This window comes from Sphingobacterium sp. NGMCC 1.201703, from assembly GCF_047784615.1.
In the GTDB taxonomy this organism is placed as follows: Bacteria; Bacteroidota; Bacteroidia; order Sphingobacteriales; family Sphingobacteriaceae; genus Sphingobacterium.
In genome coordinates, this window is the sequence record NZ_JBLOHD010000005.1 from 226,657 (window position 1) to 252,242 (window position 25,586).

The 25,586-nt window shown below is 41.7% G+C and carries 18 protein-coding genes; 8 read left to right on the top strand and 10 right to left on the bottom strand.

All coding sequences use genetic code 11. The annotated features are described in order from the left end of the window. Positions 1 to 20 precede the first annotated feature (20 nt). The 6 genes from ACK8HY_RS11955 to ACK8HY_RS11980 form a co-directional block, all read right to left on the bottom strand. Entirely contained in the window at positions 21 to 1,463 is a 1,443-nt protein-coding gene (locus ACK8HY_RS11955) for a hypothetical protein (protein WP_416133757.1), read from the bottom strand. A 76-nt stretch (positions 1,464 to 1,539) separates the two neighbouring features. After that, positions 1,540 to 3,258, bottom strand: a complete 1,719-nt coding sequence (locus ACK8HY_RS11960; protein ID WP_416133758.1) for a M64 family metallopeptidase — start codon at positions 3,256 to 3,258, stop codon at positions 1,540 to 1,542. Positions 3,259 to 3,420: 162 nt separating this feature from the next. Next, positions 3,421 to 4,281: a helix-turn-helix domain-containing protein gene (locus ACK8HY_RS11965; RefSeq protein ID WP_077437076.1), complete on the bottom strand. Its 861-nt coding sequence runs from the start codon at positions 4,279 to 4,281 to the stop codon at positions 3,421 to 3,423. Between the two features lie 65 nt (positions 4,282 to 4,346). After that, entirely contained in the window at positions 4,347 to 5,453 is a 1,107-nt protein-coding gene (locus ACK8HY_RS11970; protein ID WP_416133759.1) for a thioredoxin-like domain-containing protein, read from the bottom strand. Between the two features lie 79 nt (positions 5,454 to 5,532). Next, complete coding sequence (locus ACK8HY_RS11975; RefSeq protein ID WP_077437078.1) at positions 5,533 to 7,872, bottom strand: glycosyl hydrolase family 95 catalytic domain-containing protein; 2,340 nt, start codon at positions 7,870 to 7,872, stop codon at positions 5,533 to 5,535. Beyond that, positions 7,862 to 9,745: an alpha-L-fucosidase gene (locus ACK8HY_RS11980; protein WP_077437079.1), complete on the bottom strand. Its 1,884-nt coding sequence runs from the start codon at positions 9,743 to 9,745 to the stop codon at positions 7,862 to 7,864. Before ACK8HY_RS11980 ends, ACK8HY_RS11975 begins: the two co-directional genes overlap by 11 nt. A gap of 431 nt (positions 9,746 to 10,176) precedes the next feature. On the opposite strand from ACK8HY_RS11980, the gene ACK8HY_RS11985 reads away from it, so the two are divergent. Then, on the top strand, positions 10,177 to 10,650 hold the full coding sequence (locus ACK8HY_RS11985; RefSeq protein ID WP_416133760.1) for an META domain-containing protein: 474 nt from the start codon (positions 10,177 to 10,179) through the stop codon (positions 10,648 to 10,650). Positions 10,651 to 10,713: 63 nt separating this feature from the next. Here ACK8HY_RS11985 and ACK8HY_RS11990 read toward each other — a convergent pair whose 3' ends face one another. After that, positions 10,714 to 11,466 carry a hypothetical protein gene (locus tag ACK8HY_RS11990; RefSeq protein ID WP_416133761.1) on the bottom strand — a complete coding sequence of 251 codons (753 nt, stop codon included), beginning with the start codon at positions 11,464 to 11,466 and terminating at the stop codon, positions 10,714 to 10,716. 64 nt (positions 11,467 to 11,530) lie between these two features. On the opposite strand from ACK8HY_RS11990, the gene ACK8HY_RS11995 reads away from it, so the two are divergent. Beyond that, entirely contained in the window at positions 11,531 to 12,706 is a 1,176-nt protein-coding gene (locus ACK8HY_RS11995; RefSeq protein ID WP_077437083.1) for a trans-sulfuration enzyme family protein, read from the top strand. Positions 12,707 to 12,788: 82 nt separating this feature from the next. Here ACK8HY_RS11995 and tpx read toward each other — a convergent pair whose 3' ends face one another. Then, positions 12,789 to 13,289, bottom strand: a complete 501-nt coding sequence (tpx, locus tag ACK8HY_RS12000) for a thiol peroxidase (protein ID WP_077437084.1) — start codon at positions 13,287 to 13,289, stop codon at positions 12,789 to 12,791. A gap of 152 nt (positions 13,290 to 13,441) precedes the next feature. Here tpx and ACK8HY_RS12005 point away from each other — a divergent pair, with 152 nt between their 5' ends. The 3 genes from ACK8HY_RS12005 to ACK8HY_RS12015 all read left to right on the top strand — a co-directional run bounded on the left by ACK8HY_RS12005 (position 13,442) and on the right by ACK8HY_RS12015 (position 16,536). Next, positions 13,442 to 14,668: an OmpP1/FadL family transporter gene (locus ACK8HY_RS12005; RefSeq protein ID WP_077437085.1), complete on the top strand. Its 1,227-nt coding sequence runs from the start codon at positions 13,442 to 13,444 to the stop codon at positions 14,666 to 14,668. 25 nt (positions 14,669 to 14,693) lie between these two features. Further along, positions 14,694 to 16,004: an SGNH/GDSL hydrolase family protein gene (locus tag ACK8HY_RS12010; protein ID WP_077437086.1), complete on the top strand. Its 1,311-nt coding sequence runs from the start codon at positions 14,694 to 14,696 to the stop codon at positions 16,002 to 16,004. Positions 16,005 to 16,119: 115 nt separating this feature from the next. Then, positions 16,120 to 16,536 (top strand): OsmC family protein, encoded by a 417-nt coding sequence (locus tag ACK8HY_RS12015; protein WP_077437087.1) that lies wholly within the window; start codon positions 16,120 to 16,122, stop codon positions 16,534 to 16,536. Positions 16,537 to 16,607: 71 nt separating this feature from the next. On the opposite strand, the gene ACK8HY_RS12020 is transcribed toward ACK8HY_RS12015, so the two are convergent. Then, complete coding sequence (locus ACK8HY_RS12020) at positions 16,608 to 18,980, bottom strand: outer membrane beta-barrel family protein (protein ID WP_416133762.1); 2,373 nt, start codon at positions 18,978 to 18,980, stop codon at positions 16,608 to 16,610. Positions 18,981 to 19,093: 113 nt separating this feature from the next. Between ACK8HY_RS12020 and ACK8HY_RS12025 the strand changes: the two genes are divergently transcribed. Together ACK8HY_RS12025 and ACK8HY_RS12030 are read left to right on the top strand one after the other, a co-directional pair. Further along, the gene (locus ACK8HY_RS12025) at positions 19,094 to 20,413 is read left to right on the top strand and encodes a sensor histidine kinase (RefSeq protein WP_416133763.1); all 1,320 of its coding nucleotides are present in this window, start codon (positions 19,094 to 19,096) and stop codon (positions 20,411 to 20,413) included. Positions 20,414 to 20,581: 168 nt separating this feature from the next. Further along, positions 20,582 to 21,259, top strand: coding sequence for a response regulator transcription factor (locus tag ACK8HY_RS12030; RefSeq protein WP_077437089.1), 678 nt, complete (start codon positions 20,582 to 20,584; stop codon positions 21,257 to 21,259). 9 nt (positions 21,260 to 21,268) lie between these two features. Here the strand turns inward: ACK8HY_RS12030 and ACK8HY_RS12035 are convergent, their stop codons facing one another. Further along, a complete protein-coding gene (locus ACK8HY_RS12035; protein ID WP_077437090.1) occupies positions 21,269 to 22,324 on the bottom strand; it encodes a DUF2157 domain-containing protein in 1,056 nt (351 codons plus the stop codon). 336 nt (positions 22,325 to 22,660) lie between these two features. Here ACK8HY_RS12035 and uvrA point away from each other — a divergent pair, with 336 nt between their 5' ends. Then, on the top strand, positions 22,661 to 25,501 hold the full coding sequence (gene uvrA, locus ACK8HY_RS12040; protein ID WP_077437091.1) for an excinuclease ABC subunit UvrA: 2,841 nt from the start codon (positions 22,661 to 22,663) through the stop codon (positions 25,499 to 25,501). Positions 25,502 to 25,586: the final 85 nt, after the last annotated feature.

Sequence of the window (25,586 nt, forward strand, 5' to 3'; positions counted from 1 at the left end):
ATTGGTTTGAATTCATAACATCAGTATTCCACGACTACCTTATCACGCCATTTTTCATTTTTAATCACTTGAAAACCCTGATCGTCACTTACTCCATCGAGCAGTTTACCTTTAAATAGGAGCTGTACATTATTCCGAATTTCACTGCCCAGTTCAAATGTACGTGCAAGTTCGCCTTTTCTAAAAACGCGCAGCTCGTATCTGACCATCTTATTTTCTGGAACATCCCCCATAAACTGATTAAATACAAAGGTTTTTGAATCGGCAGCCCAATTAGGCACGATGCGCAGGATGGTATTGTCCGATTTTTCATCCGATACCGTTGCGAAGGGATAATAGTAAAAGGCCTGATGTTTCTGTTTGATCTGTATGCTGTCGACAAGATTCAGTCCGTCGGTATCCGTACATTCGAATTTCACTTCGCTATAGATGCGGGACATCGTCAATACCCTTTCAATGGGTTCCCTTACCTCAAACGTATCCCGTACCGCAAATACCACAGCAGCCTGCTCATTGAACGCATTGGAAACTGAAAGGCTCCGCACATCGGCCACTGTTGCAGGGATCAATAGTGGTGCCCCCGAATTTTTAGATAGTAAGCTGAGGTAGTAAGTTCCCATCGGCAAAGCGATATTAAACTTTTCTTTTGCATTAAGCGTACCAGACTTTACCAATAGCTTCGTATTTGCATCGAAGACATGGTAATACAATTTATCGGGCAGAACAGATTGGTCCGTCCTTCCACTAATATTAATATTGTCCATTTTAAAAGTTCCGGTACTTTCGTTGTAGTTGCTTCCACCATCCCTGTTTCCGGCAAATAAAGCGATCTTTAACCAACAGCCTTGGGCAGCCGTCAGATTAATCGAGTTGAGCGGCTGCCCCAATGTCAATTTAGCCGAAGTAGTGAGGTTCGGCGGGTAGTATACGGTATCCGCCAGATTCTTGAATGTAGCCCCTTTATCGGTCGAGTAACTCATTAGCAAGGCGCGGGGGCCGGTTCCAGAGCTATTCGCGTCAAAAGTCAGATCTCCCAAGCTACTGATACCCGAAATAGGGATCTTGATCAGAATCTCTTTAGCTCCTTTAAAACTGATTGCCTTACCAGAACTCGGCCAACCAGCAACAAAACCATAGTCGGTTTTACCATTGTTGTAATCAATCGCAGCGGCATCCTCAAGCGCCATGCTCGGGTCTGCATTACCGTTATCAAAATTCCAATGGTAGAGGAGTTGACTTTCTGCGTTGCTTCCGCTGGTCGAAGCTCTTTTAAATTTGGACGACCGCGCTTTCAGAGGACTGACAATTGTTTCAAAATCTTTGATTTTGAAAGTTACTGCATGTGTTGTTTCGTTGCTTTCATCAGGAAGTTTTGCATTTTTCTTACAGGAAGAAACGGCTGTTAAAATCACAATGAATAAGCACGAAAAATTTCCCAGCGTAAAATGGGATCTCTTTTTCATAATTATGAATGATTTATAAGTTAACTAACCGGCAGATTAAAATTAACTTATAAATCACTACGTACCAAAGCTGTAACTAAAAAGTTACCTCCTTACGTTCACTCTTACAGGTCGTTTCTTTGTCTACTTTTTGAACATACACTTTTCGGACAGTAACAGACTGGTTGAGGACAAGTCTTTTATTGGCGTCCGTCGGACGTACATACTCCCCATTGAATTCGTCCCATTCATAGATCGGTTTACCATCGGCATCTGACCAGATATAGTTGTAACGTGCATCTGTTTTATCTTTTATGATCAACTCAAGCCTATTTTTCTTTTTGTCAATCTTGACGTGGATATTCCCTGGTTTCTCCACCTTTGGAAATGTTTTCAGCAAGATCTCCGATTGCGGGGATTGCTTATTTTTCCAACGTGCGATGACATGATATTTTTTAGTTTTGGAAAGGTTTCGGATAAAAATGTTCGTTCCTGTTCCAATAGCTGTACCAGTTGCCGTCTCATACCATTGGTATTCCAGTCCAGCAATAGGCTTTTTGATGCTCATCACCTGATCTCCGCCATAGCAGGTTTCAAGCGTATCACCCCAGGTATTTATCGGCTTGGCAAGTGCGCCGGATGTAAGCTGATTAAATTTCCATATAATGGAATCCTTGTGGTTCACATAGGCCGGATTGCGGAGCAGGTCTGTAGTATCCTGAATAAGCACTTTAAGCTCATTTGTTCCTGTCCGCAACATTCCTGGATCCAGATAAATTGAATCGATATCATGGGCAATAAGCTCATTATTGAGCGACCATATCAGCTTGAATGTATTGGGCGATGGTTTCGCTAAACGTAAAGTAAATTTCTGAACACTGTCCAACTGCAGCACATTGTTAAGTACTGGTTTTACGGCAATAAAGGGGTTAGATTTTTGCTTTATTGCCGCTACGAACTGCTCTTGACAGACGGGACAAAAAGGCGCAACAAGGTATTGCATTTTGCAATATTCATGTGGTCGGAACCAAGTTGAAGGAGATCCTTTTCCGCCATAGGAATAGATACCCACACCACATTTTCCGATCCAGTATTTCCAGGGAACAGCATTCACATCAGCTGATTGTGAACGGTTGACCGATTCAATGGCATATTGATTTCCGGCCCAATACTCATCGGCCAACTGGGCAAAAGAATGTCCAATCTCGTGCACAGCGATATCGTTGCTTTTAAAGTTGACCGTTGAGGTAGCCCATTTTCCACCTGATCCGCCATAAAATGGCGAATTGACCAATACAACCATTTGTGTATAATTAGGGATATGCGTTTTTAACACCGCTTCAATACGATCATTCTTTTGGGGTACGACCAAACGGTGCAGTCCGCCATTGTCAAAGCTGCTTCCAAAAATAGTGTTAGGATGGCTTACCGGTACTGGATGGTCTCTGGTGAATTTATTATAACGTCGAGGATATTTGCCAAGATCCGTATCGCCATGCACACAATCGCTTGCCTTGCAGTCATGGGTAGCACCGGACTCCTCAGAGATGGTGCGAATAGCAAATACATTGAAGAAAGCACTATATTGTTTGAAAGGCTCTATCGAGAAGAAATAGTTTGTAAACTGCTTGGAATCTTCCGCATAATCGTCTAGCTGATCCTTTGTATAGCCATCGCCCAAAATAACCAGGTTCACTATATTGTTAGCTGTTCCCTGATACTGCAAGGTATCAATCTTGAAATTTTGAGATTGGGCTGCTGCCGGCATCAGATAGCCAAGTAACGCAAGCAGGACAAAAAATAAATTTTTATTCATCGGAGTAACAATCGTTAGATTCCAAAAATAAGGTTTTCGCAATCCTAATCGTTACATTTTATTGCCGGGTGCTTCTCCGATATTGTCCACTGTTCGGGGATCAGTAACAACGTCCCCGGATCTTACCCTCCTGAATAACCTCCGATATACCAATTACTGGGCTTAATCACGCATACGATGCTCCTGCACGTATTCACTTGGGGAAAGTTTTGTGATCTTCTTAAATACCCGATTGAAATTGACCACATTGTTAAATCCCGTTTTAAACGCGATATTGGATACGCTTTCGGAGGATTCATCAATCAGCATTTTGCAGGCACGCTCGATTCTGATTTCATTCAGGAAGGTGACATAGGTCTTGCGGGTGTGTTTTTTAAAATACTTACAAAATGCATGGGGAGTCATATGAGCCACCGCAGCGATATCCTCAAGTGATATTTTATCGCCAAAATGCTGAAAGGTATATTGAAATATTTCGTTGATACGCAATCCTTCTGCATCCGAAAATTTCTTTTGGGGAATACCAGTATATAGCGAAGTCCATTGATCGACCTTTTTACTCAAAAAATTAATCAGTTTTACAAAGGACAAGAGCCGATCTATTCCTGCACTTGTGTTGATCTGTACAAATTTATCCTTGAGCGCAACAGCATGTTCAGCATCCAGCTTTTTACTGACATTGATATGTTCTAAAAAGTATTTGACATCGTCAAATTCGGGAAAGTCGAGAAAAGATTTAAAATGTGCGTAGTCAAAGAAAATATGAATGGCATGAATGCCGTCCTTAATATCTTCGGCAGTTTTAAACATATGCGGCTCATCCGCATCGACAATATAGATTTCATCTTCTTCAAAACTGTGGGTAAAGTTGCCGATCATAAAGGTCCCCCTACCTTTTAAAATATAGGTTAACTGGATCTCTTTATGCCGATGGTAATTGCTATAGAAGGACGGCAAGACATCCTCTTGCACACAAATAGATCCCTGATATACTACCGGAACTGTAAATTGAACAACTTTCATCGTTTTTTGAAATAACAAATATTAAACCGTTAATTCAAATATACTATTTTTTAAGACAATAATCGTTAATTTTTCACCAAAAACGCCTTGACTTTGCCAATAAACTGGGGTAAAGTAGGATCCTCACCTGTGAGCGACAAGATTTTGAAGTTCTTCGGATTGACCCATAAATAACTCGGCGAACGGTCTATACCAAAGTCATTTTCCAATGTCGCCCGATCGTTTGTATTCAAATAATAGTTATACGGTCCAAGGCTCAGCGCCTTACTGGTTTTGATCCAGGCATCCTGATCACTGTCCAGAGAAAAGTAAATCACGCGAATTCCCATTGCTTTTAACTGTGCCTCTTTTTTGTGCAATTCAGTCACATCAGATACACTGTAGGCACTTGTTGATTTCCAAAATGCAAGGATCAACATCTTAGCATCTGAAAATTCACTGAGTTTTAGGGAATCCCGCTGGATATTCATTGGTGTAATGGCAGGAAACACCGGCATGTTTTCATAAAAATCTTTCACCCGGTCTACTTTATCACGCGCAAATTTATAATAGGGATGTTTTTGCAGGGTCGCATCGAAACGTTGCAGGGCTATGTCAAATTTTTTAAAATTGTCCTGATCAACGGTAACATACTTAAAAAAATAAGGAAGCACCAAAGAGGACTGATGCGTACTGTCCAGAATAAAATCAGTATATAAATTTCGGAGGTTATACGGTTTAATGGCCGACAAACGCTGTAGCTCGTCAACAGATTTCTCATAAGACCCATCGTTACGTAAAGCCATCGCTGAAAGCTGACCGTTTAATGCCGCAATTTTTCCCAATCTCTTTTCCGCCTTCGATTTTTCTTCTTTTTCGCGCTGATGATACCGTTCCGTAAATTGGACAAAATCCCTCGCATTTGCGGAACTTGTTGTCAAAGTAAAAAGTCCTTTATTTTCTTTTAGTGCATAGTCACTTCCGCCTTCCAAAAACAAGTTATAAGGTTCTCCGCGGTTGATCTGAACCCCATAAAAGCCGGTCATTGCCAACTCACCTTCCAGGGTAAACTGACCATTGGTGACGCTTGCTTTCGTAAACTGCTGCATTTTGTTCTCTGGATCGAGCAGTGTCACCACACTTCCGTCAGCGGCACTTGTCTGTCCGGTTATTTTATAAGCGAAGGTTTTCAACAGCGCCTCTTTTTTCGCTTTGTCTGTCTTCTGGGAGCAAGCAGTTGCTCCCAAAAGAATAAACAACAAACAAAAATAACTAACGGACCTGATAGTCCTTATAAGCTCCATTTTCAAATATGCGAACATTCCCTTTTTCTCCTTTTATTTTAAGTCTGACAATTTTCCCATTCTCCCAGCTCATATCAACCGTATAATTTCCTCTGGCCTTCAAGCCTTTGACCTGCCCTTTAGACCAAGCTTTGGGCAAAGCTGGCAGTAGGTGAATATAGCCATTGTGACTTTGGATCAACATCTCCGCAATGCCAGCAGCACCGCCAAAGTTGCCATCGATCTGAAATGGTGGATGGGCACAGAATAAGTTGGGATAGGTACCAGCGCCTACGCCCTGATAGGTTGTTTCACTGGTAAAGGCTGGTTTGAGCAATTGACGAAGGATTTCCAGCGCATGATCACCATCCTGTAACCTTGCCCAGAACAATATTTTCCAGCCTCTCGACCATCCTGTCCCTTCATCTCCTCTTACAGCCAATGTCTTTCGGGCAGCGTCGGCCCAGTCCGGCGTAGTCTGTGGAGAGATAAATGCCGCAGGATATAGACCATATAAATGGGATACATGACGATGTTTAGGATCAGTCTCTTGATAATCTTCAAGCCATTCCATTACACGTCCGGATTTACTGATCACCACCGCTGGTGGAATCTCCTTTAATTTTTCTTTCAAGCTAGCCACAAAACTATCTTTGATAGCCAAAATAGAATCTGCCTGAATCAGGGCCTGATATAATTCACGTACAATCTGATTGTCAATCGTAGGGCCCATTACCACCGATGCTACCTTTCCATTGGACATCCGAAACGAATTTTCTGGTGAAACAGAGGGGGAAGTTACCCACCAGCCCGTTTTTGGATCTTGCACCAAGGTATGGTCATAAAATTCTGCAGCACCTTTAAGTATCGGGTAGATTTCTTTCAGATATCCCCGGTCAGCAGTAAAAAGATAATGCTCCCAAAGATGGTTGCATAACCAACCCGAGGCGGTACTGGATCCCCAGGAAGCCTGTTCACCCGGTGCTGAATAGCCCCAGATATTAGTCATCATATAAACAACCCATCCCGGCGCGTTGTAATACGCTTTTGCGGTTTGCTCTCCTGTTTTTGCGACCCGCTTTATCAGCTCAATAAAAGGTCGATGATACTCACTTAGGTTGTTTACCTCAACCCCCCAGTGATTCATCTGCGCATTGATATTTAGATGATAGTCCCCATTCCAAGGAGTCTGGATCTGATTGGCCCATAATCCCTGTAAGTTTGGCGGAAGCGCATTTGCATTTTTCGGCGCCGAACTTGAAATATTCAAATAACGGCCGTACTGATAATAGAGAGTTGCTAAATCTGGATCCTGTGTTGGGTTTTTATAAAAATTAGCTATCCTTTCGTTTGTCGGAATATCAGTATTTGCAGGGTTGCCGAAAAGATTAAGCTCAACCCGATTAAAAATATTTTGATAAGCTCTCACATGGTTACGGAACATTTGAGCCAAACTGGAGCCTTGTATGCCAGCAATAGCCGCTTTGGCCGTTGTCAGCGGATCGGGGCCATAATAGGATGTAGTGGCTGTCAGATAAATCGACAGATTTCCTGTGGCCGAAACTTCCAGCACCTGATCTTTGTTGTCCACGCGGAGATTTTTGCCCTGTACTTTTAACAAGGCGACAAATCTTAGATTCTTGCCTCCTTTTCCGTCCGGTAAAGACCCCTCAACCGAAATACCATCATCCAGCAGGGTGTAACGGTCTATATTTTCCTTCCGTTCGAAAGAAATACCGACCGTCTGCCTGGCATTTCCGTTTTGATTTAATTGAATAACCCCGACATTTTTGTCAAAGGAGGTATAGTAGTTACGCTGAATTTTTGTGGTTCCGGCACGAAAAGAAGTCTGAGCAGTCGCCGTAGTCAAATCCAATGACCTGGTATAGTCCTTAATGGAAGAAGACGGTAATTGATATTGCAAGAGCAGATCTCCCAGTACCTGATAACAGCCAAAAGGAACATTTGCGCCATTTCCAAAGCCAGAACCTTTGCCTTTGGTAACAAATGTTTCATTGACCAATTTTTCGGCTTCGTCATTTTTCCCTGCCTTCAATAAAGCCTGTATGGCATCAACATTTTTATGCGCCTCATAATTATTGGGATCTTCCGGACTTCCAGACCACATACTGATCTCATTCAGTACAATTTTTTCCCGTGTTGGATTGCCATCAGGCATCATACCAATTAGTCCATTGCCTAGCGGCAGGGTTTCTTCCCAGATTTGGGCAGGTTTATTATACCAAAGACTGAGCGGTTTTTGTTGTGCACACAAAAGCGTGGTCTGACAGATGCAGACCACGAAAAGGATTAAAATTTTATTTCTCATAAAGTTCAAGCTCGGCAATTGTCAGCTCATTCCCTTCAATAAATTGCTTTGGTTCAAATTTGATAAACTTGGCATTCTTATTCGTTTCAAAAAATACCTGTTGTAAAATTGGGTTTGCTTTGATATTGGAGAACTCGCCTTCTTTTGCGCTTGTCCATTTTTTACCATCTACACTGGTAGAGATCTTGTATTTCGTCGGAATACCGTCTGTCTTTTTATCTTGGCGCGGAAGAAAACCAATACCGGAGACTGTCCCATTTGTTTCAATGACCAAAACGCCTTGATCACCTACCGTTGCAAAGGTATTTGGGTTGCCATCAGTCATATGTGCTGTATTATTTGATGCTCCCGTTTTTAATTTAAAGCCAGTTTGCTTTTTAAGTTCTTTTGTATCGAAGGCAAAGGATTCATCAAATTCTTTGAATAACCCAAAGTCACTCAACGTAATTGCTACAGGAGCATAAATATGTAGGCGTAAGCCCGACGTTGTCACTGGCTGTTCTAGCTTGATCAAGCGATTGGCGCCGATACTGGTCGCTTTGGCCAATGGTTTCCAGGTATTGTCGCTCCATTGTTCCACGACAACGCTGTCAATTCGTTGTCCAAGTTTAATATTTTCACGCAATTGGATAAGATCGAATGTTGCTGTCGACTTGAGTTTAATTTCGAGTGTAGCCGAAGTTTTTGTATCATCGGTAGCCCAGTAACTGTAGCGGTCGTTATCGGTAATCAGTGCGGTTGCATATGTTTTCGAATCATTGTTACGCGTATTTGAAGCAGTAATGCGTGCACCTTTTGCCAGATTGGTACGGAAAGTTTCCTTGACCTTTTTACCAAAAGCTTGTAAAGATTTCACATCATTATCATGTAGCGTACCGGAAGGCATCGGTGCTAGACCAAGATTCATACAGGCCCCACGTCCCACAGACTTAAGATAAATTTCGAATAATTGGTTGGGTGTTTTTACACGGCTATTCTGCTCCTCGTGATAGAACCATCCCGGACGTTGAGGCACATCACATTCTGCGGGAATCCAATATTTCCCATTCCGGTCACCCGATTCGGCATTATGCGATTCGGTCGCTCCGGGGACCGCTACTTTACCATTGAGTCCTATGGGTGTAAATGTCGCCCATGAGGTTTCAGCAGCAAAACCATGTTCATTACCTACCCAGCGCATATCAGGACCAATATCGGAGAATATAACCGCGTTAGGTTGAAGCTTACGCACGATTGGCCAAGTTTTCTCATGCCACTCATAATAGGTGGTCCGGTCAATGATCCGTTTCCCTTCATGCCCGCCGTAGTAGCCATCGCCGCCATTGGCACCATCATGCCAGGAAGTGAACAAAGGACCATAATTGCTCATCAATTCGGTCAACTGTTCTCTATAAGCATTAGCATAAGCAGGTGTACCATAATGTTCATCATGACGGTCCCAAGCGGACAGGTATACTCCAAACTTCATTCCATTGCGATGTGTCGCTTCCATAAATTCCTTCACCATATCCCCTTTGCCATTCTTCCAGGGAGAGGAAGCAATGCTATAGGAGGTTGTTTTGGTTGGCCATAAACAAAATCCATCATGATGTTTGGCGACACTGATCAGACCTCTGAAACCTCCATCCGCCGCTGCTTTGGCAATCTGATTTGCATTAAATGCCGAGGGATTAAACAAAGCAGGCTGCGCATCACCATAACCCCATTCTTTATTTTGAAAAGTCGTTGGTGTATAATGGATCAAGCAGTAGGTTTCCATCTCCTGCCATTTTAATTGGCGTTCGGTAGGCAAAGCTCCATAGGGTTTTAACGTATCCGGTTTGGCTACCGTACCGCTGGAAAGTAAGATGGAAGATAACAAGATTGTGAACATATTCTTTATTAATAAGTACTAGAAAATTAGGTTGTAAAGCCCTAATATAAGAAGTTTTATAAATTTATCTATGTAACATTTGCGTACAGAAGCATGATCGAAAAACGCCAAAAATATTTTAAAAGCGGAAATTGGCCTTATTAAGCCATATCAATCGATTGATTTAAAACATTTGCTTAGAACAGCAAATGGTCTTCTGTGGTATTATGCCTGTGCATTTTTTAGTATAATCCGGCCAAAAGGAACTTATTTATTTGTTGAAGTACAAACAAAAAACACAGATCTGTTATTAATAGAGGATAAAGAAGTTAGCTGCGCTATAGCAGGTGATGTTATGCTCTTAGGACAAGATTGGCATGATAATTATAAGTTGTAGTGCAGAAAAAAGGAATGTTTATATATTATTAGAAATGATTATGAAAGTAAATTTAATGATTTTAGCAGTTGCAATGGCATTTTCAACTGTTGCATGTAACACAACAGGAAAAAAATCTGAGGCAACCGCCGCTGGTGATACCGCAACTACGGTTCAAAAGCCAAGCGTAGTGGATAACGCTTCTCTGGAAGGAACTTGGGAACTTAAATCCATTACCACACCTGAGACCGCAGGAAAAGCCCTTAAAGAATTGTATAAAGACAAAATCCCAACATTGACTTTCACAAGCAAAGATCATAAAGTAGAAGGTAACAACGGCTGTAACGGTATCGGTGGTACGTACGAAAGTGAAAAAGGCAATTCCATTAAAATCGGTGATAAATTGGTCTCTACGATGATGCACTGTGAAAACGCAGCTTACAATGAATTTATGAATGGCTTAAAATCTACAACAAACTTCGATGTTAGAGATAATGAGTTAACATTTATTTCTGGCGATATCGTCGTGATGCAGTTCGTAAAAAAATAAGGAAACACCCAATTAAATGAATAGGCCGATCTATTTATCGGCCTATTTTATTTAGGTTCGCCATTAATTGAAAAGCTTAGCATCCCATCTTCTGTCCCCAGAAGGGCTTCGAACCCCTTCCTCATCAACATATACTCTATTCATTTCCAAATAATTGTTTACCGAGAGCGCTCTTGGCAAAAATTCTTCTAACACCAAAAGGCCCATTAATTTATTTGGTTTCCGATCATAATTAGTAAATATGTCAATTATTTTAGAAGCACTATAGGGGTATTTATACACAATGCTATCTAAATTTTTGCTCGCATTAAAATAGAACGTTTTCTCAAGTGGCAATTGATCCCCTAAATAGTAATATTCTTTTTTCAAGAGGTTATTCTCATATTCATATTTATATATGCTAATTGGTTGATCTCCCCGGATGATTCTTCTTTCAGTGATCAACTTATTTTGATAGCGTAACTCATGTCTTTCATCAAATGAAACTCCCTTATCGGAGCTCTTTTTTTCCAATTTAACCCGATCCCCAGAAATACTAATAATCCAATAGATAATATCTGTAAAATCGTTACGCGTCCCATTTGCTCCGGGAATAGGCAAAAAGCCACCGGTAATTCGAGAAAGCTGGTGGTCTTTGTACGCCAGTTTTAGCGTATGATCAAGCGGATAAAAATTATAGTTAGATAGAAAATCGGGGCTCAACAAAAACACTGGTATTTCTTTGAGTCCCTGATCGGAGAGTAATTTTTCATCTTTCGAACAGGAAAAAGAAAGGAATAAAATTCCTGAGAAAAAAAATAGCCAGATTTTTTTCATAAAATGGGTCATTTCATCGGTAATTATACGAATTTAAAAATTTCATCTCGTAACTTTACACATCATGAAAAAAGATCAATCTAAAATCATACGTGAACAGGTCGATCGTTCAGCACTTCGCGAACATTCGACTCCTTTATACCTCACATCAAGTTTTATCTTCGACAGCGCTGAACAGGGTCGGGCGGTCTTTGCCGGCGAAGAAGATGCAATGATTTATTCCCGCTATGCCAATCCGAATACGTCGGAGTTCATCAACAAGGTCTGTATTATGGAGGGTGCTGAAGCCGGCTTATCTTTCGCATCGGGTATGGCTGCAGTATTCGCATCCTTTGCCGCAATTATCGAAAGTGGAGACCATATTGTTTCTTCACGTGCGATATTTGGCTCTACCCATCAGTTATTTACGGAACTTTTTCCGCGTTGGGGCGTTACCACAACCTATGTGGATGCAGCTAATCCTGAGGAGTGGGAAAAGGCCATACAACCCAATACGAAAATTATATTTTTGGAATCCCCGTCCAATCCCGGATTGGAATTGGTTGATTTAGAATGGTTGGGCAAATTCAAGGAAAAATATCCGAATATTATTCTTTCGATCGACAACTGTTTTGCAACACCATATCTTCAGAAACCGATTCAGTATGGATTTGACCTAGTCATCCATTCGGCGACCAAATATATGGATGGACAGGGACGTGTTTTGGGGGGTATTGTGGTTGGAAAACAGGAACTGATTGAAAAGTTGATGTTCTTTATCCGTCATACAGGCCCGGCATTGTCACCATTTAATGCCTGGATTATTTCCAAAAGTCTGGATACCTTGGGTATCCGTATGGATCGTCATTGTTCCAACGCATTGGCATTGGCGCAGGCATTGGAAAATCATCCGGAGATTGAAGATGTAAAATACCCTTTTCTACCGAGCCATCCACAATATGAGCTGGCTAAGAAACAGATGAAAGCAGGTGGTGGTATTGTTACATTGGTTGTCAAGGGTGGATTTGAACGGGCAAAAGCTTTTGTTGACCACTTGGAGATGATTTTATATACTTCCAACTTAGGTGACTCCAGATCTATTGCGACCCATCCAGCGTCCACGACGCACTCCAAGTTGTCCGAAGATGAGCGTCTGAACTTAGGTATACAACCGGGCAGTATCCGATTGTCGGTTGGCTTAGAGGACCAGGAAGATATTATCAACGATATCTTACAGGCTTTAGAAAAGACCAAAAACTAAAAAAGCGTGCTAAGCACGCTTTTTTAGTTTTTGGTCTTTAGCGTATTGAATATATAGATATGAGATTTTGGTTATCCCCTATTTAGTTCAATGAAGCAATAGCTGCAGCATAGTTCGGCTCATCGGCAATCTCGGCAACTTGCTCTTCGTACAAAACTTTACCATTCTCGTCCAAGGTGATCACAACACGGCTCAATAGTCCTGCTAATGGTCCATCAGCAATTGCCAATTGATAAGCATCAGAGAAATTCGAATCTTTATATTCTGATAAGGTCACCACATTGCTCAAACCTTCGGCTGCGCAAAAACGACCCTGTGCAAACGGCAAATCTTTCGATATACATAATACAACTGTATTGTCCAACTGGGACGCTTCTTTGTTAAATGCACGTACCGATGCGGCACAGGTTCCGGTGTCCACACTAGGAAAAATATTTAACACAATTTTTTTCCCTTTAAAATCCGCAAGTGACTTATCCGAAAGATCTCCTGCAGTCAATTTAAAATCAGGCGCTTGTGCACCAACTTGTGGTAAACTGCCTTTTGTATTCACTGGATTGCCCTTAAAAGTGATTGTAGCCATAATATATAATTGTTTAATTTTTAGTTTCTTTGCTTTTAAAGGTACGAGCAAAAAAAATATTACACAACATTTATTAATATTAGCCAAACATTTATTATGTTAGCATTGTATTTTAAATTAAAGAGGAACGTTAACCAACAATAAACACTAGTATGAAGAAATTATTATTCTCAATACTTTGTGCAAGTCCATCACTCCTGTTTGCACAAGGATCACAGGTGAATCTACAAAGCCCCAAAGCTGTCGGAATGGGGGGAGCAGGATCTGCTTACTTTATAGATGAATCTTCCATTTTCTACAGTCCGGGTGCTTTAGCAAAGATGGATCATAATGCGATTTCGGTTGCTGGAAATGCTGTGATGTACAAATCTGCATTTCAGGAGACTGGAAGTACGGTTGTTTACCATACCAGAAATCAGATTTCCACACCTTTTTCGTTATTTGCGGCAATTGGGCCTAAAAATTCTTGGTGGAAAGCTGGTATCGGGGTTTATACACCCTATGGTGGAGCTGTCGACTGGGGTAAAGAATGGGTCGGCAAGTTTAGTTTGGTGAGTTTAGCACTACGTGCAATCTATATTCAGCCTACTGTCAGTTTCAAACTTACCGAAAACTTTAGTGTCGGGGGTGGTTTTGTTTATAATATAGGTACAGTAGATCTGGAAAATTCCATTCCAGTCTTCTATCCAGATGGCCGCGCCGGTCTAGCAACCTTAAAAGGTACAGGTACAGGTACAGGGTATAACGTGGGTATCCACTACCACCTGGAAGACGAATTTGCGATATCCGTAAGCTATCGTTCGAAAGTAGTCACAAAACTTAAAGATGGTGATGCTATATTTGAAGTTCCAGCAGCTGTGGCCAGTAATTTCCCTGCCGGTAATACATTCAGTGCGGAGCTACCATTGCCATCTACATTCGCAGTCGGCATGGCTTTCCCACTCTCCGAGAAATTTAAAATGGCGATCGATGCAACCATGATTAACTATGACATCTATAAGGCACTGGATTTCGATTATAAAGAAAATACTCCGGTACTAAAAGATACACATTCACCTAAAAATTATGACAAAGCAGGCTCCATCAAAGCCGGTCTGGAATACATCGCTTCTGAAAAATTACAATTACGTGTAGGTGGTGGATATATCGCAACTCCGGTACAACAGAGTGCCTATGTCTATCCCGAAACTCCTGATAATACCAGATATCTTGTCTCCGGGGGTCTTACGATAAAACCTTCGCCCAAATTTGACATCACCGGTTCGTTTGCTTATCAACGTATCTTGCCGCGCAAGTCTACCAACATTGATAGCCACCTTTCAGGTACCTATTCAACAAATATTTTTGCACCCGGTATTGGCGTAAGCTATAAATGGTAATTATTAACAGCCAAATTTGATTAAGATGAAAACAAATAAATTTTATATAGGTGCGGCGTTAGTACTTCTATCTATCGCTTCCTGTAAACCAACTTTAGACGAGTATCAGGCTTCGGCAGGCTCGGTCAATTTCTCAAAATATGTTGCTATCGGTAATTCCCTGGCCGCTGGTTATGCCGATGGCGGTCTTTACCTGGAAGGACAAAAAGTAGCCTACCCCAACCTAATTGCAGAGCAATTGAAACAAGTAGGTGGCGGCGAATTTAAATCACCATTCTTTAGTGATGCGCAAGCCAATGGGTCGGGCTATATTACACTGACAGGATTAGTCAATGGGCAACCCGTAACTGCACAGGTAACGGACAAATTAGCCTATCGTTCGGCCTCGCCAAAACTATTGACAAAATATACCGATCCGATCAATAATCTAGGTGTACCTGGAATGCGGATGGATATGGCTTTTGCAGCTGGCGTGGGCTCTCAGGCAGGAAATATGTATTTTGAGCGTTTATTACCCGATGCAGACGCCATGAAGACCTATTTTGCTTATTCGACGGCACAGAGCCATACTTTCTTTAGCTTTGCGCTTGGAAATAACGATGCACTTGGTTGGGCCACAAATGGTGGAGTGGAAGACGGACCAACATCTAAGCTCACCGAAACGGCTCTCTTCAAAACTTTGTTAGGCAACTACGTAACCGCATTAACGACGGGTGACAGAAAAGGTGTTCTTGCGACTATTCCGGACGTAACAGCAACTCCATATTTTACAACGGTAACCCGTACGGCTCTACTGGCGGCAGTCAATGCGACAAAACCACCAACTCCAGTAACCAATATCTATATTGCTACAAAATCAGGCCCTCGGGCGGCAACCGATAAAGATTATTTTGTGCTTCCATTTTCTTCAACAGGATTATTAGGCAAGCCAAATGCAGCCCAAATTCCTTATGGTCTACACCCTTTGAATCCTGTGGAGGACAAATATGTACTGGATGTCAGTGAAACGGAAACAGTGGTTCAACGGATCAATGAGTATAACGAAGCGATTAAGGCAGCAGCGGCATCAAAAAACCTGGCATTAGCGGATGTGCATGCATTCTTAAATAATGTCAAAGACGGTGTCCGTATCAATGGTTTGGCGGTCAGCGCTAAATATATCACAGGAAATGCATTTTCATTGGACGGGATTCACCTCACGCCGATAGGAAATGCTTTAATGGCTAATATTTTCATCAGCGCCATTAATTCAAAATATGGTTCGAAGATTCCACAGGTAGATGTGGCCAAATATCGTGGTGTAAAAATGCCGGATACTGCTCCTGCAACAAAATAAACCAGCATCAACATACTGACAAAAGGCAGACGAATATACGTCTGCCTTTTTCGTATATTTGTACTACGTTGGCTACCGGAATAGCGCCAATGTTTAAATAAATACAAAAAGTATTATGAAAGTCAAATTAAACCGTGTCAACCAGGCTGTGCATTTCGAAGCCAGCAGCGAATTATCTTCCGTCAAAGTGAATATCGATGGTTCTGAAGCAATCGGTGGTGAAGGAAAAGGTGTTCGCCCCATGGAATTGGTATTGATGGCATTGGGTTCTTGCAGCGTTTTTGACCTGCATAGCATCTTGGTAAAACAACGTCAGCAAATTGATGATGTTCAGGTGGAAGTAGAAGGAAAGCGCCGTGAAGAAGTGCCCCAAGTGTTTACGGATATTCATATCAACTTTTTTCTCAAAGGGGAAATTGATGAAGTAAAGGCGGCAAAAGCGGCGGAGCTTGCTGTGAAAAAATATTGTTCAGTACATGACATGCTTGCAGCAGGTGGCATCAACATCACTTATTCGCTAAAAATAAACTAAGATTTTAAGCTTTCTATCGTTCAGATTTGTTTGAAATATGAACGATAGAAGGCTATATAAATAATGTGGGGCTAAAGTCTTTTTTGCTCTTCGGTTTTAGTCGGTTGATTGTTGCTCTTAACCTTCTGGTTGCCAAAATGATACCGCAACGTTACAGTTACCTTTCTTGTATCCCGATAATCGTCAAAATAATTGTTTTGATCGGCATATTTTGACGAGATTCTCATTTTTTCTGTCCTGAAAATATCCATAAATGCCAGGTTGACTTCCAGCCGTTTATTAAAAAACTTTCGATTGCTCATCACATAGGTGCTGGAATAGCCTGTAATTCGGAATGGTCCCTGAATAGTCGGTGAAGTAAACGTATTGCCGAGTTCCAGATTCCAGCCGGCGTTTTTGTCCAGGACATAGTTTGAGCTTATATTTCCATTACCGATAAAAACATCGTTCTTATGTAGCACCGCATCCGCGCCCATAAAATAATTCTCATTATACATCCCTTCCAACTGCAGATTTAATCCCCAAAGGGCGGTCAATTGAAAGTTTTTCCCAAGGTCTATCCCTGCCCCTTGTCCTTTCCGAATATTGGTATATTGAAAGATCAACTGGTGGTTGACGTTATCCTGCAAAGCAATTTCCATATTAGGCCATTTTTCAAAACGATAAAATAAATCCACATTCCAATTATCCTTTGTCCAGGTCAGGTTGAGGTTATGCACAATTGTAGCCCTCAAGCGGGGATCTCCCTGGAAATATGAAAACAGATTATAATAGGATTTCGCCGGATTAAGCCATGAATAAGCGGGGCGGCTGATGCGTTTGCCATAGGAAAGCCCGAACTGCTGCTGATCCGAGAGCGCATATTGTATATAGAAAGTGGGAAATAATACAAAATAATCCATTTTATTCATATCCTCCGGTTCGGAAACCCTCCCTTCTAAGTCGGTATACTCCCCTCTTAAGCCCGCTTTCCAGCTCCATTTTTTCCAGCTATAGTTAAACGATGTATATAAGGCGGCATTACGCTCTTTGTAATCGAATAGGCTGCTCTTGTCGGGCCGGTATTGAAGGGCACCTGATTCATCGTCCGAAAATATCAGGTCACTTGTTGTTTTTACAGTACTAAACTTGCCCCCAAACTCGAACTCTAGCCCTTTTAACTTTCCCGTCATGTCTATCTGTGTGGAAAAAAGTCGGTTTTCACTCGTGTTATTACTGATAAAACGCGTATTCGATGGCCTTTCTCCTTTAAAATTCAGTGCCGTCAAAACATCTTGATCGTTGGTCGCCTGGCTGGACGTGAAATAAGAAGCCCAATTAATACTCCATTGGGGACTGAGTTTCTTCGTCACCTGGAGATAAAGATTATTGTTTTTATTGGACCGCTCGTGATCATTTGTTGTAAAATAGCTGGATTCCTGCACACGGTCTTTGTTATAGATGGCTGTAGGTACCTCATAGACGCCGTAGGACCTCGGCCCATAATAACCGGTTAAGCCCATATTAATCAACCATGTGGTGTCCGGAGTATATTCCATCGAAAGGACATAGCTATTTTGGCTATTATTGGTATCGAAACGGTCCATTGTACCTTCCCATGAATTCTGTTCCTTTGGATAATAGACATAATTTGTTTCATACCGGGCATAGGTGCCGCGCCCAAAATTGTATGCTGCGCGTAGATTGAATTTTTCGTTTTTATAATACTGCGTCAATCCGAACATCTGTTTCCAGGTCGTGCTTTTTTCCGCCAAAGCTACTGCTGAACCCCTATACCCGTACAAGGTAGATTTGGTAAGCTTGATATTAATAACCGTACTACCTTCGGCTTCATATTTTGCAGGGGGATTGGTAATTACCTCGATGGACTGCACATCGTTGCCAGCGCTGTTCTCCAGATAGGTTTTCAGCTCTTCACCGCTGAGCAGAATCTTGCGGTCATTGATCAGCACCATAATCTTTTTGCTTCCTCTGACCATTAAGTCTGAGCCGCTTGCCATCACCAGAGGTGTGCGTTTAAGGATATCCCAGGTATTCAGTGCTGAAAGATTACTCTGCTGCACATTAAATTCAAGACGATCCAACTTGCGAATCAATCGGGGTTGTCGGCCTACAACATTCACTTCTTCAAGTTGTTTTACCTTAGGCAGCAGTGTCAGGACCAGTGGGCTATGTATGGTATCGCAATAAAAAAATAATTCCTTGGTACCAAAATTCAAATGTGATGCTTTAAGGTAGTATTTCGTATGCTCTGTTAATGCTAATGCAAACTTTCCGGAATGATCCGTCTTCATTTCGCGAATCTGTTGATAGGTACTATCCAATAACACAATAGATGCATCAGCCAGTCGCTCGTTATTTCCATTTTGAATATGTCCTCCGACCTGTTTGACCTGTGCTGTAGAAAGCAAAGGCGCTAAGAGCAAAAATAATAATCCTTTCATATTTCGGTATTTCATGTTCCAAAATTGCCCATTACCGCCGCCAAGCATGGTTAATGAAGAGTTAATGCTATGTTAAGGTGTATGATCTTTCTTGCAAGCCATTATATTTGTATATGGAATTGAAACCTAAAAATTATATTACCCTTTTCATCGTATTTTTTGCTGTCCTTATTGGCATACAAGGTTATCAATTGTACAACACTTACCAACTCAAACAACGCGAGGTCCTTGCCCTGGTCAAAAAAAAGCTAGACAACATAGATGACTCAAATCTTATTTTTGACCACAACCTATTAAGTAAGGATATCGCCAGAGATTATTACATCAAACTGGTCAAGAAAGAGATCACCGAAGATGGTCTAAAACACCTGTATCAGATACATGCACAGAAAACTTCCAACGAGCTCACTAAATATGTCGATAGTGTATTCAAACCTCTCGGTATGCATGTCATCCTTAAACAGGAAATATTGGGCATTTATTATAAAGATGCTGTAAAACCATTGGTCAGGGGACCGATCACCGTTTATACCACACAAGGAGCCTTCAACCATCCCATGGAATTATCCACAAGTAAATGGGTCACCGAAAAAACTGAAACAAATAAGATCGAAGGTCGTATTGAGAGCAAAGAAATATTATATGTATTTTCCGTTCCACGAAAAACTTCCTATGAAGTAGTCAATCTTAACTGGATTTTATTCAAGGAGCTTACCTCTTTATTTATGAGCACCATATTGATTCTGACAGCATTTATATGGCTGTTTTACCGAACCATCAAGAATCTCCGAAGGCAGGACAAACAGATCGCAGTATTACATGATGTCGTAGACAATATTTCGCATGAGCTAAAAACGCCTGTTGCGACCTTAAAAATTGCCGCTAAAACACTCCGCAAGTCTGCCGATGACAAGATCATCGCGGTTATCGAACGTCAGGTAAGCCGTCTGGAGCAAACACTAGATCCACTAAACGAGAATCAAAGCGCAATAAACTTATCCCCCATAACAGTGGATGAACTACAGACCATTTTTAGCGATTTTCAGCTATGCAATCCAACGGTCAAACTTACTGTGGAGCCAAGCTTCAACACGCAAATCTGTCTTAACCTCACTGATGCGACGACGTTATTTTACAACTTGATGAATAATGCAGTTAAATACGGCGCCAAAGCGTTGGGGCTTCGTTTTGAAGCACAGAAAAACTATTTATCCATTCAAGTTAAAGACAATGGTCAAGGCATAGCAGAGAGCGAGTTACCCTATATCTTTGAAAAATTTTACCGTATCCAAAAAGACAATATCCATGACACAAAAGGATTGGGGCTTGGTCTGTTCCTTGTTAAGAATATCATCAGGAAATACGGTGGGGAGATCAAGGTGATCAGTAAATTGCAGCAAGGGACAACTTTTATCATCCTGCTGCCCCGTTAATTTACTTCGTGATAAAATCCCCACCTTGAGGAATAAGGGTTATGTCAAAAGCGAACATTTGTGAAAGGAAAGTAAGTGCTCCACCATTAAATTTGAACAGGATCTAGAAAAGAGCAAGCTTTATGAAGATCTAGAACAAAAGCCAAATACCAGTTAGACAAAATTAAAATGAAGAATAAACTATTACTTGTAGAAGATGATCCAGATTTTGGATTTATGTTGAAGCAATACCTCGAGCTTTCAGACTTTAATGTGGATTGGATTATGCAACCGAATGACCTTACTACCGACTTTCAGAGGCTTTCAGGGTATGATTTAATTATTTTGGATGTGATGCTTCCACAGGTAAGCGGTTTTACCCTGGCAAAGGAGATCAATAGGCTTTTTCCTTTCCTTCCTTTTATCTTTTTGACGGCCAAAGAGCAGAAGATCGATAAACTAACCGGCCTGAAAATCGGTGCTGATGATTACATCACCAAACCCTGTGACCCAGAAGAATTGTTGCTTCGCATACAGAATATCTTAAAACGTCATCAAAAACATATGCTGTCAAGTTCGATTTCAATTGGCTCTTATCTGTTTTTCCCCGACCAACTGCTGTTAAGCCATGCCCAGGAAAAATATAAACTTACAGAGCGCGAAGCACACTTGCTCCTGTTCTTATGCCAGCACAATGGTCAGCTCGTGACCCGGGAAGATATTCTTGAAAAGGTCTGGGGAAATGCCGATTTTTTTACCGGCAGAAGCATGGATGTGTTTATCACACGTATACGCAAATACCTAAGCCATGATCCTGCCCTCCGTATCAGTTCGAATCGCGGTGTTGGATTTACGGTTTATTTCTGAAACTTATTATTACCTTTCAAGCTCCTCTTTTCGTCTGTTCCACAGTTTTTCTGCCCAGCGCCCAACAAACCAAAAGGAAACTGCTAGGATCAAGAAAAATACAGCTCTATTGATATTATCCCAGAGATACTCCACATAACGCGTATAGATATTCAGCACCAAAAAAACGAAGCCCACTTCGCGGGTGACATTATCTTTTGCCTTTAATCCATAAATAACAAGAAAAGCGGACACTGCCGTGGATAAAATACCCCAATAAAACATATGGTATTGACGTACCGTGGTCCATTCATAAAAATCCGAATAGTTGCCAAAAATGGACAGTGTCCATAAAGAGACCATGAGGTAAATCAATCCGATGATATAACTGACCGGCTGAAAGCTCTGCAGGCGCTGGAAACGTGGCTGCAGCCAAACAGCTGCCGCTGTGATCATTGCGCCAAAAATAGTAAAGCGCAAAGGGTAGTTCATACCCCAGAATTTAAATCCCCAATTGCTATGGTAGGCTGTCTCGGTCGCGAACCAGACGCCCAGTGCCAGTAACATAAAGGTCCAGATCAGTTTACTATCGAGCTTTACTGCAAGAATACCGTATATCGCAACGGAGAGTAAAAATAAGAGGGAATAATGCATGGTATCTTTATCCAAAACCTTGCCCATAAAACCGATACAGGCTGCTGTTCCAAACACACCGATCAACATCATGGTCTCGGTGGAAAGATTTTTATAGGGATAGCGTTTTTTGTAGCGAAAACCCAGTGTATAGAATAATACGGCGACAGCAGCAAAAAAGAAACAGAATAAAATATTGGGCGCTTCATAAAGCGTATCGACAAAGGCCAAAAAAGAGGCATCTGTAAATAGCGAAAAAACAGCAAATACCAGTGAGGCCAGGGCGATCCAAAAAGCATAACGAGCCAGTTGGCCCCAGTCAAAACTCTTCACGTCGAGACTATCCATCAGCTCAGTGGCTTTCTGTTCGTCCAATAGATTCTCCTTTTTCCAAAATTGGACAATATCTTCAATGGACTGTTTTTCCTGTTTGCTGACGTCGTATTTTCGCATTATTATTGTATTGAGTATTGGGTATTGAGTATTGGGACCTTAGTGAAACATAGCGCTGATTTACAAATTCATTTATTTTTTAAAATTAACGTTTAATTTTCGAGGCTCTTCTTGTATAAACTTACAGCTTACAAGGTTGCCCTAATCACCTTAGCCGACTACAAGATAACAATAAGCTTCGTAACTTTCCTATCTCATTGCAGCATCACAAGAGTTCCTCATCACCTGTATCTCACATTTTGTTCCAAAAGTTAGATAAGCTCGCATAATTCCTTTAAAATCTGTAATTTTGCATGTTTTGCATTTTATCCCTTTACAGGGTTTTAAGGAGTTTTCATGGCAGTAAAAAGAAGCCCAGATTTGGGCGAACAGAGTGAAGTTCAGGTATTTGGCGCACGCGCGCACAATCTTAAAAATATTGATGTTTCATTTCCAAGAAATGAATTGGTCGTTATCACTGGGTTAAGTGGCAGTGGAAAGTCTTCTTTGGCTTTTGACACCATTTATGCGGAGGGACAACGCCGGTATATGGAGACTTTTAGCGCTTATAGCCGTCAGTTTTTGGGTGGTATGGAGCGTCCGGATGTGGATAAGATATCGGGTCTGAGTCCTGTAATTTCCATTGAGCAGAAAACAACGAGCAAAAACCCAAGATCAACCGTAGGAACCATCACCGAAGTCTATGATTTTATGCGCCTTTTGTTTGCCCGTGCTGGAGAAGCGTTCTCCTATGTCACTGGCAAAAAAATGGAACGCATGTCTGACGATCAGGTGATCGACCGTATCTTGGATGAGTTTGAAGGGCAAGCCTTAAATATCCTCGCTCCTGTTGTAAAAGGACGAAAAGGACATTATCGGGAGCTATTCGAACAAATTCGTAAACAGGGTTATGTCAAAGTGCGTGTGGATGGTGAAATACTAGACCTTGTCCCCAAAATGCAAGTTGACCGCTATAAGATTCACGATATCGAGATTGTCGTGGACCGTCTGAAAATAGAACGTGAAGATAAAAAGCGACTGCAGACTTCGGTGATGCAAGCCATGAAGACAGCAAAAGGCATTATCAAAGTGTCTACCAAAGATAATCAGGAACAATTTTACAGCCGTTACCTAATGGATGCGGAATCAGGAATATCGTATGATGAACCGCAACCGAACACCTTCTCGTTCAATTCACCATATGGTGCCTGTCCGACATGTGATGGTTTAGGTTATATCTTTGAAATTGATAAAAATGCTGTCATTCCTGACAAAAAACTCAGTATTCAAAAAGGTGGCCTGGCTCCCTTGGGTCCAACACGGGAAAACTGGACTTTTGAGGTACTTAAAGCCGTAGCCAAAAAATTGGATTTTGCGGTAACAACGCCGCTGGAGAAACTAAATGACGAGCAGATCGACCAACTTTTGTTTGGTAATAAAGAAGAACCTATCGTTGTCACTGTATCGTACGGAAGCTATGGTGCCCGTGAATACCGTGTGGAATTTGAAGGTATCTTTAAAATGCTTGAGGAATTCTCCGGAAAATCTTCGGACGACGCGCCCTCATTGGATGATTTCAGAACCAAAGTGACCTGTCCTACCTGCGAAGGAGCCCGATTGAAGAAAGAATCGCTTCACTTTAAGATTGCAGACAAGAATATACACGAGCTATCGACATTAGATATTTCGGCGTTAAAAGAATGGTTCGATCAAGTGGAAAGCAAACTGGATGAACGCCAATTGGTCATTGCTACGGAAATACTCAAAGAAATAAGGGCCCGTCTGGGCTTCCTGTTGGATGTGGGTCTGAATTATCTGACACTGGATCGTACAGCCAAGACGTTATCCGGTGGGGAAGCGCAACGCATCCGTTTGGCAACCCAGATCGGTTCGCAGTTGGTCAACGTCCTTTATATTCTGGATGAACCAAGCATCGGATTACATCAGCGCGACAATGAGCGCCTCATCAATGCACTTAAAAACTTACGTGATATCGGCAATTCGGTGTTGGTTGTTGAACATGATAAGGACATGATCCTACATGCGGATTATGTGATTGATATGGGGCCAGCGGCGGGCGTTCATGGGGGGACAGTCGTTGCGGAAGGACAACCTAATGAAATCTTAAAATCGGATTCATTGACCGCAGCGTATCTTAACGGGAAAAAAGAGGTTAAGATCCCCGAGAAACGGCGTGAAGGCAATGGCAAAACGCTGACCATTCATGGTGCTACAGGCCATAATCTGAAAAACCTGACAGTAAGCTTTCCATTAGGTAAACTGATTGTTGTATCAGGTGTTTCGGGATCCGGTAAATCGAGTTTGATTACCGGCACATTGTACCCGATCTTAAATAAACATTTCTTCCGGGCAAAAGCGACTCCGCTTCCATTCAAAAAGATCGAAGGTCTGGAACATATCGATAAAGTCATTGAAATCGATCAAAGTCCTATTGGCCGTACACCACGCTCCAACCCTTCTACGTATACTGGTGTATTCTCCGATATACGTACACTTTTTGTGCAGCTTCCCGAAGCGAAAATCAGAGGCTATAAACCTGGTCGTTTTTCTTTCAATGTCAAAGGTGGCCGTTGTGAGACCTGTCAGGGTGCGGGCTTGAAGGTGATTGAAATGAACTTCCTACCTGATGTGCAGGTTCCCTGTGAAACATGCCATGGAAAACGTTATAACCGAGAAACTTTGGAAGTACGCTACAAGGGTAAATCTATCTCGGATGTACTCGACATGAGTATCAACGATGCTGTCGATTTCTTTGAAAATGTACCAAGTATTTATAGAAAAATCAAAACCTTACAGGATGTAGGTTTAGGCTATATTACCTTGGGGCAATCTTCGACAACCTTGTCGGGAGGTGAAGCTCAGCGGGTGAAACTTGCCACAGAACTTTCCAAGAAAGATACCGGAAACACATTTTACATTCTCGACGAACCGACAACAGGCCTTCATTTTGAAGACGTCAATGTGCTCATGGGTGTGATCAACCGACTGGTAGACCGTGGTAATACGGTATTAATTATCGAGCATAACCTGGATGTTGTCAAATCCGCAGATTGGGTGGTTGATATCGGTCCTGAAGGAGGGAAAGAGGGTGGTCAGGTATTATTTGAAGGCACCCCAGAAAATTTAATTAAAAACAAGAAAAGCGAAACCGCACGATTCCTAAAATTGGAGATGTAACCCGACAGATTACTGTGGGGAATGCCTGACTTTTGACCGGTTCCGGTTGAGAGCATCGGCTCGTAGGGATTTTCGTTTGTTCATC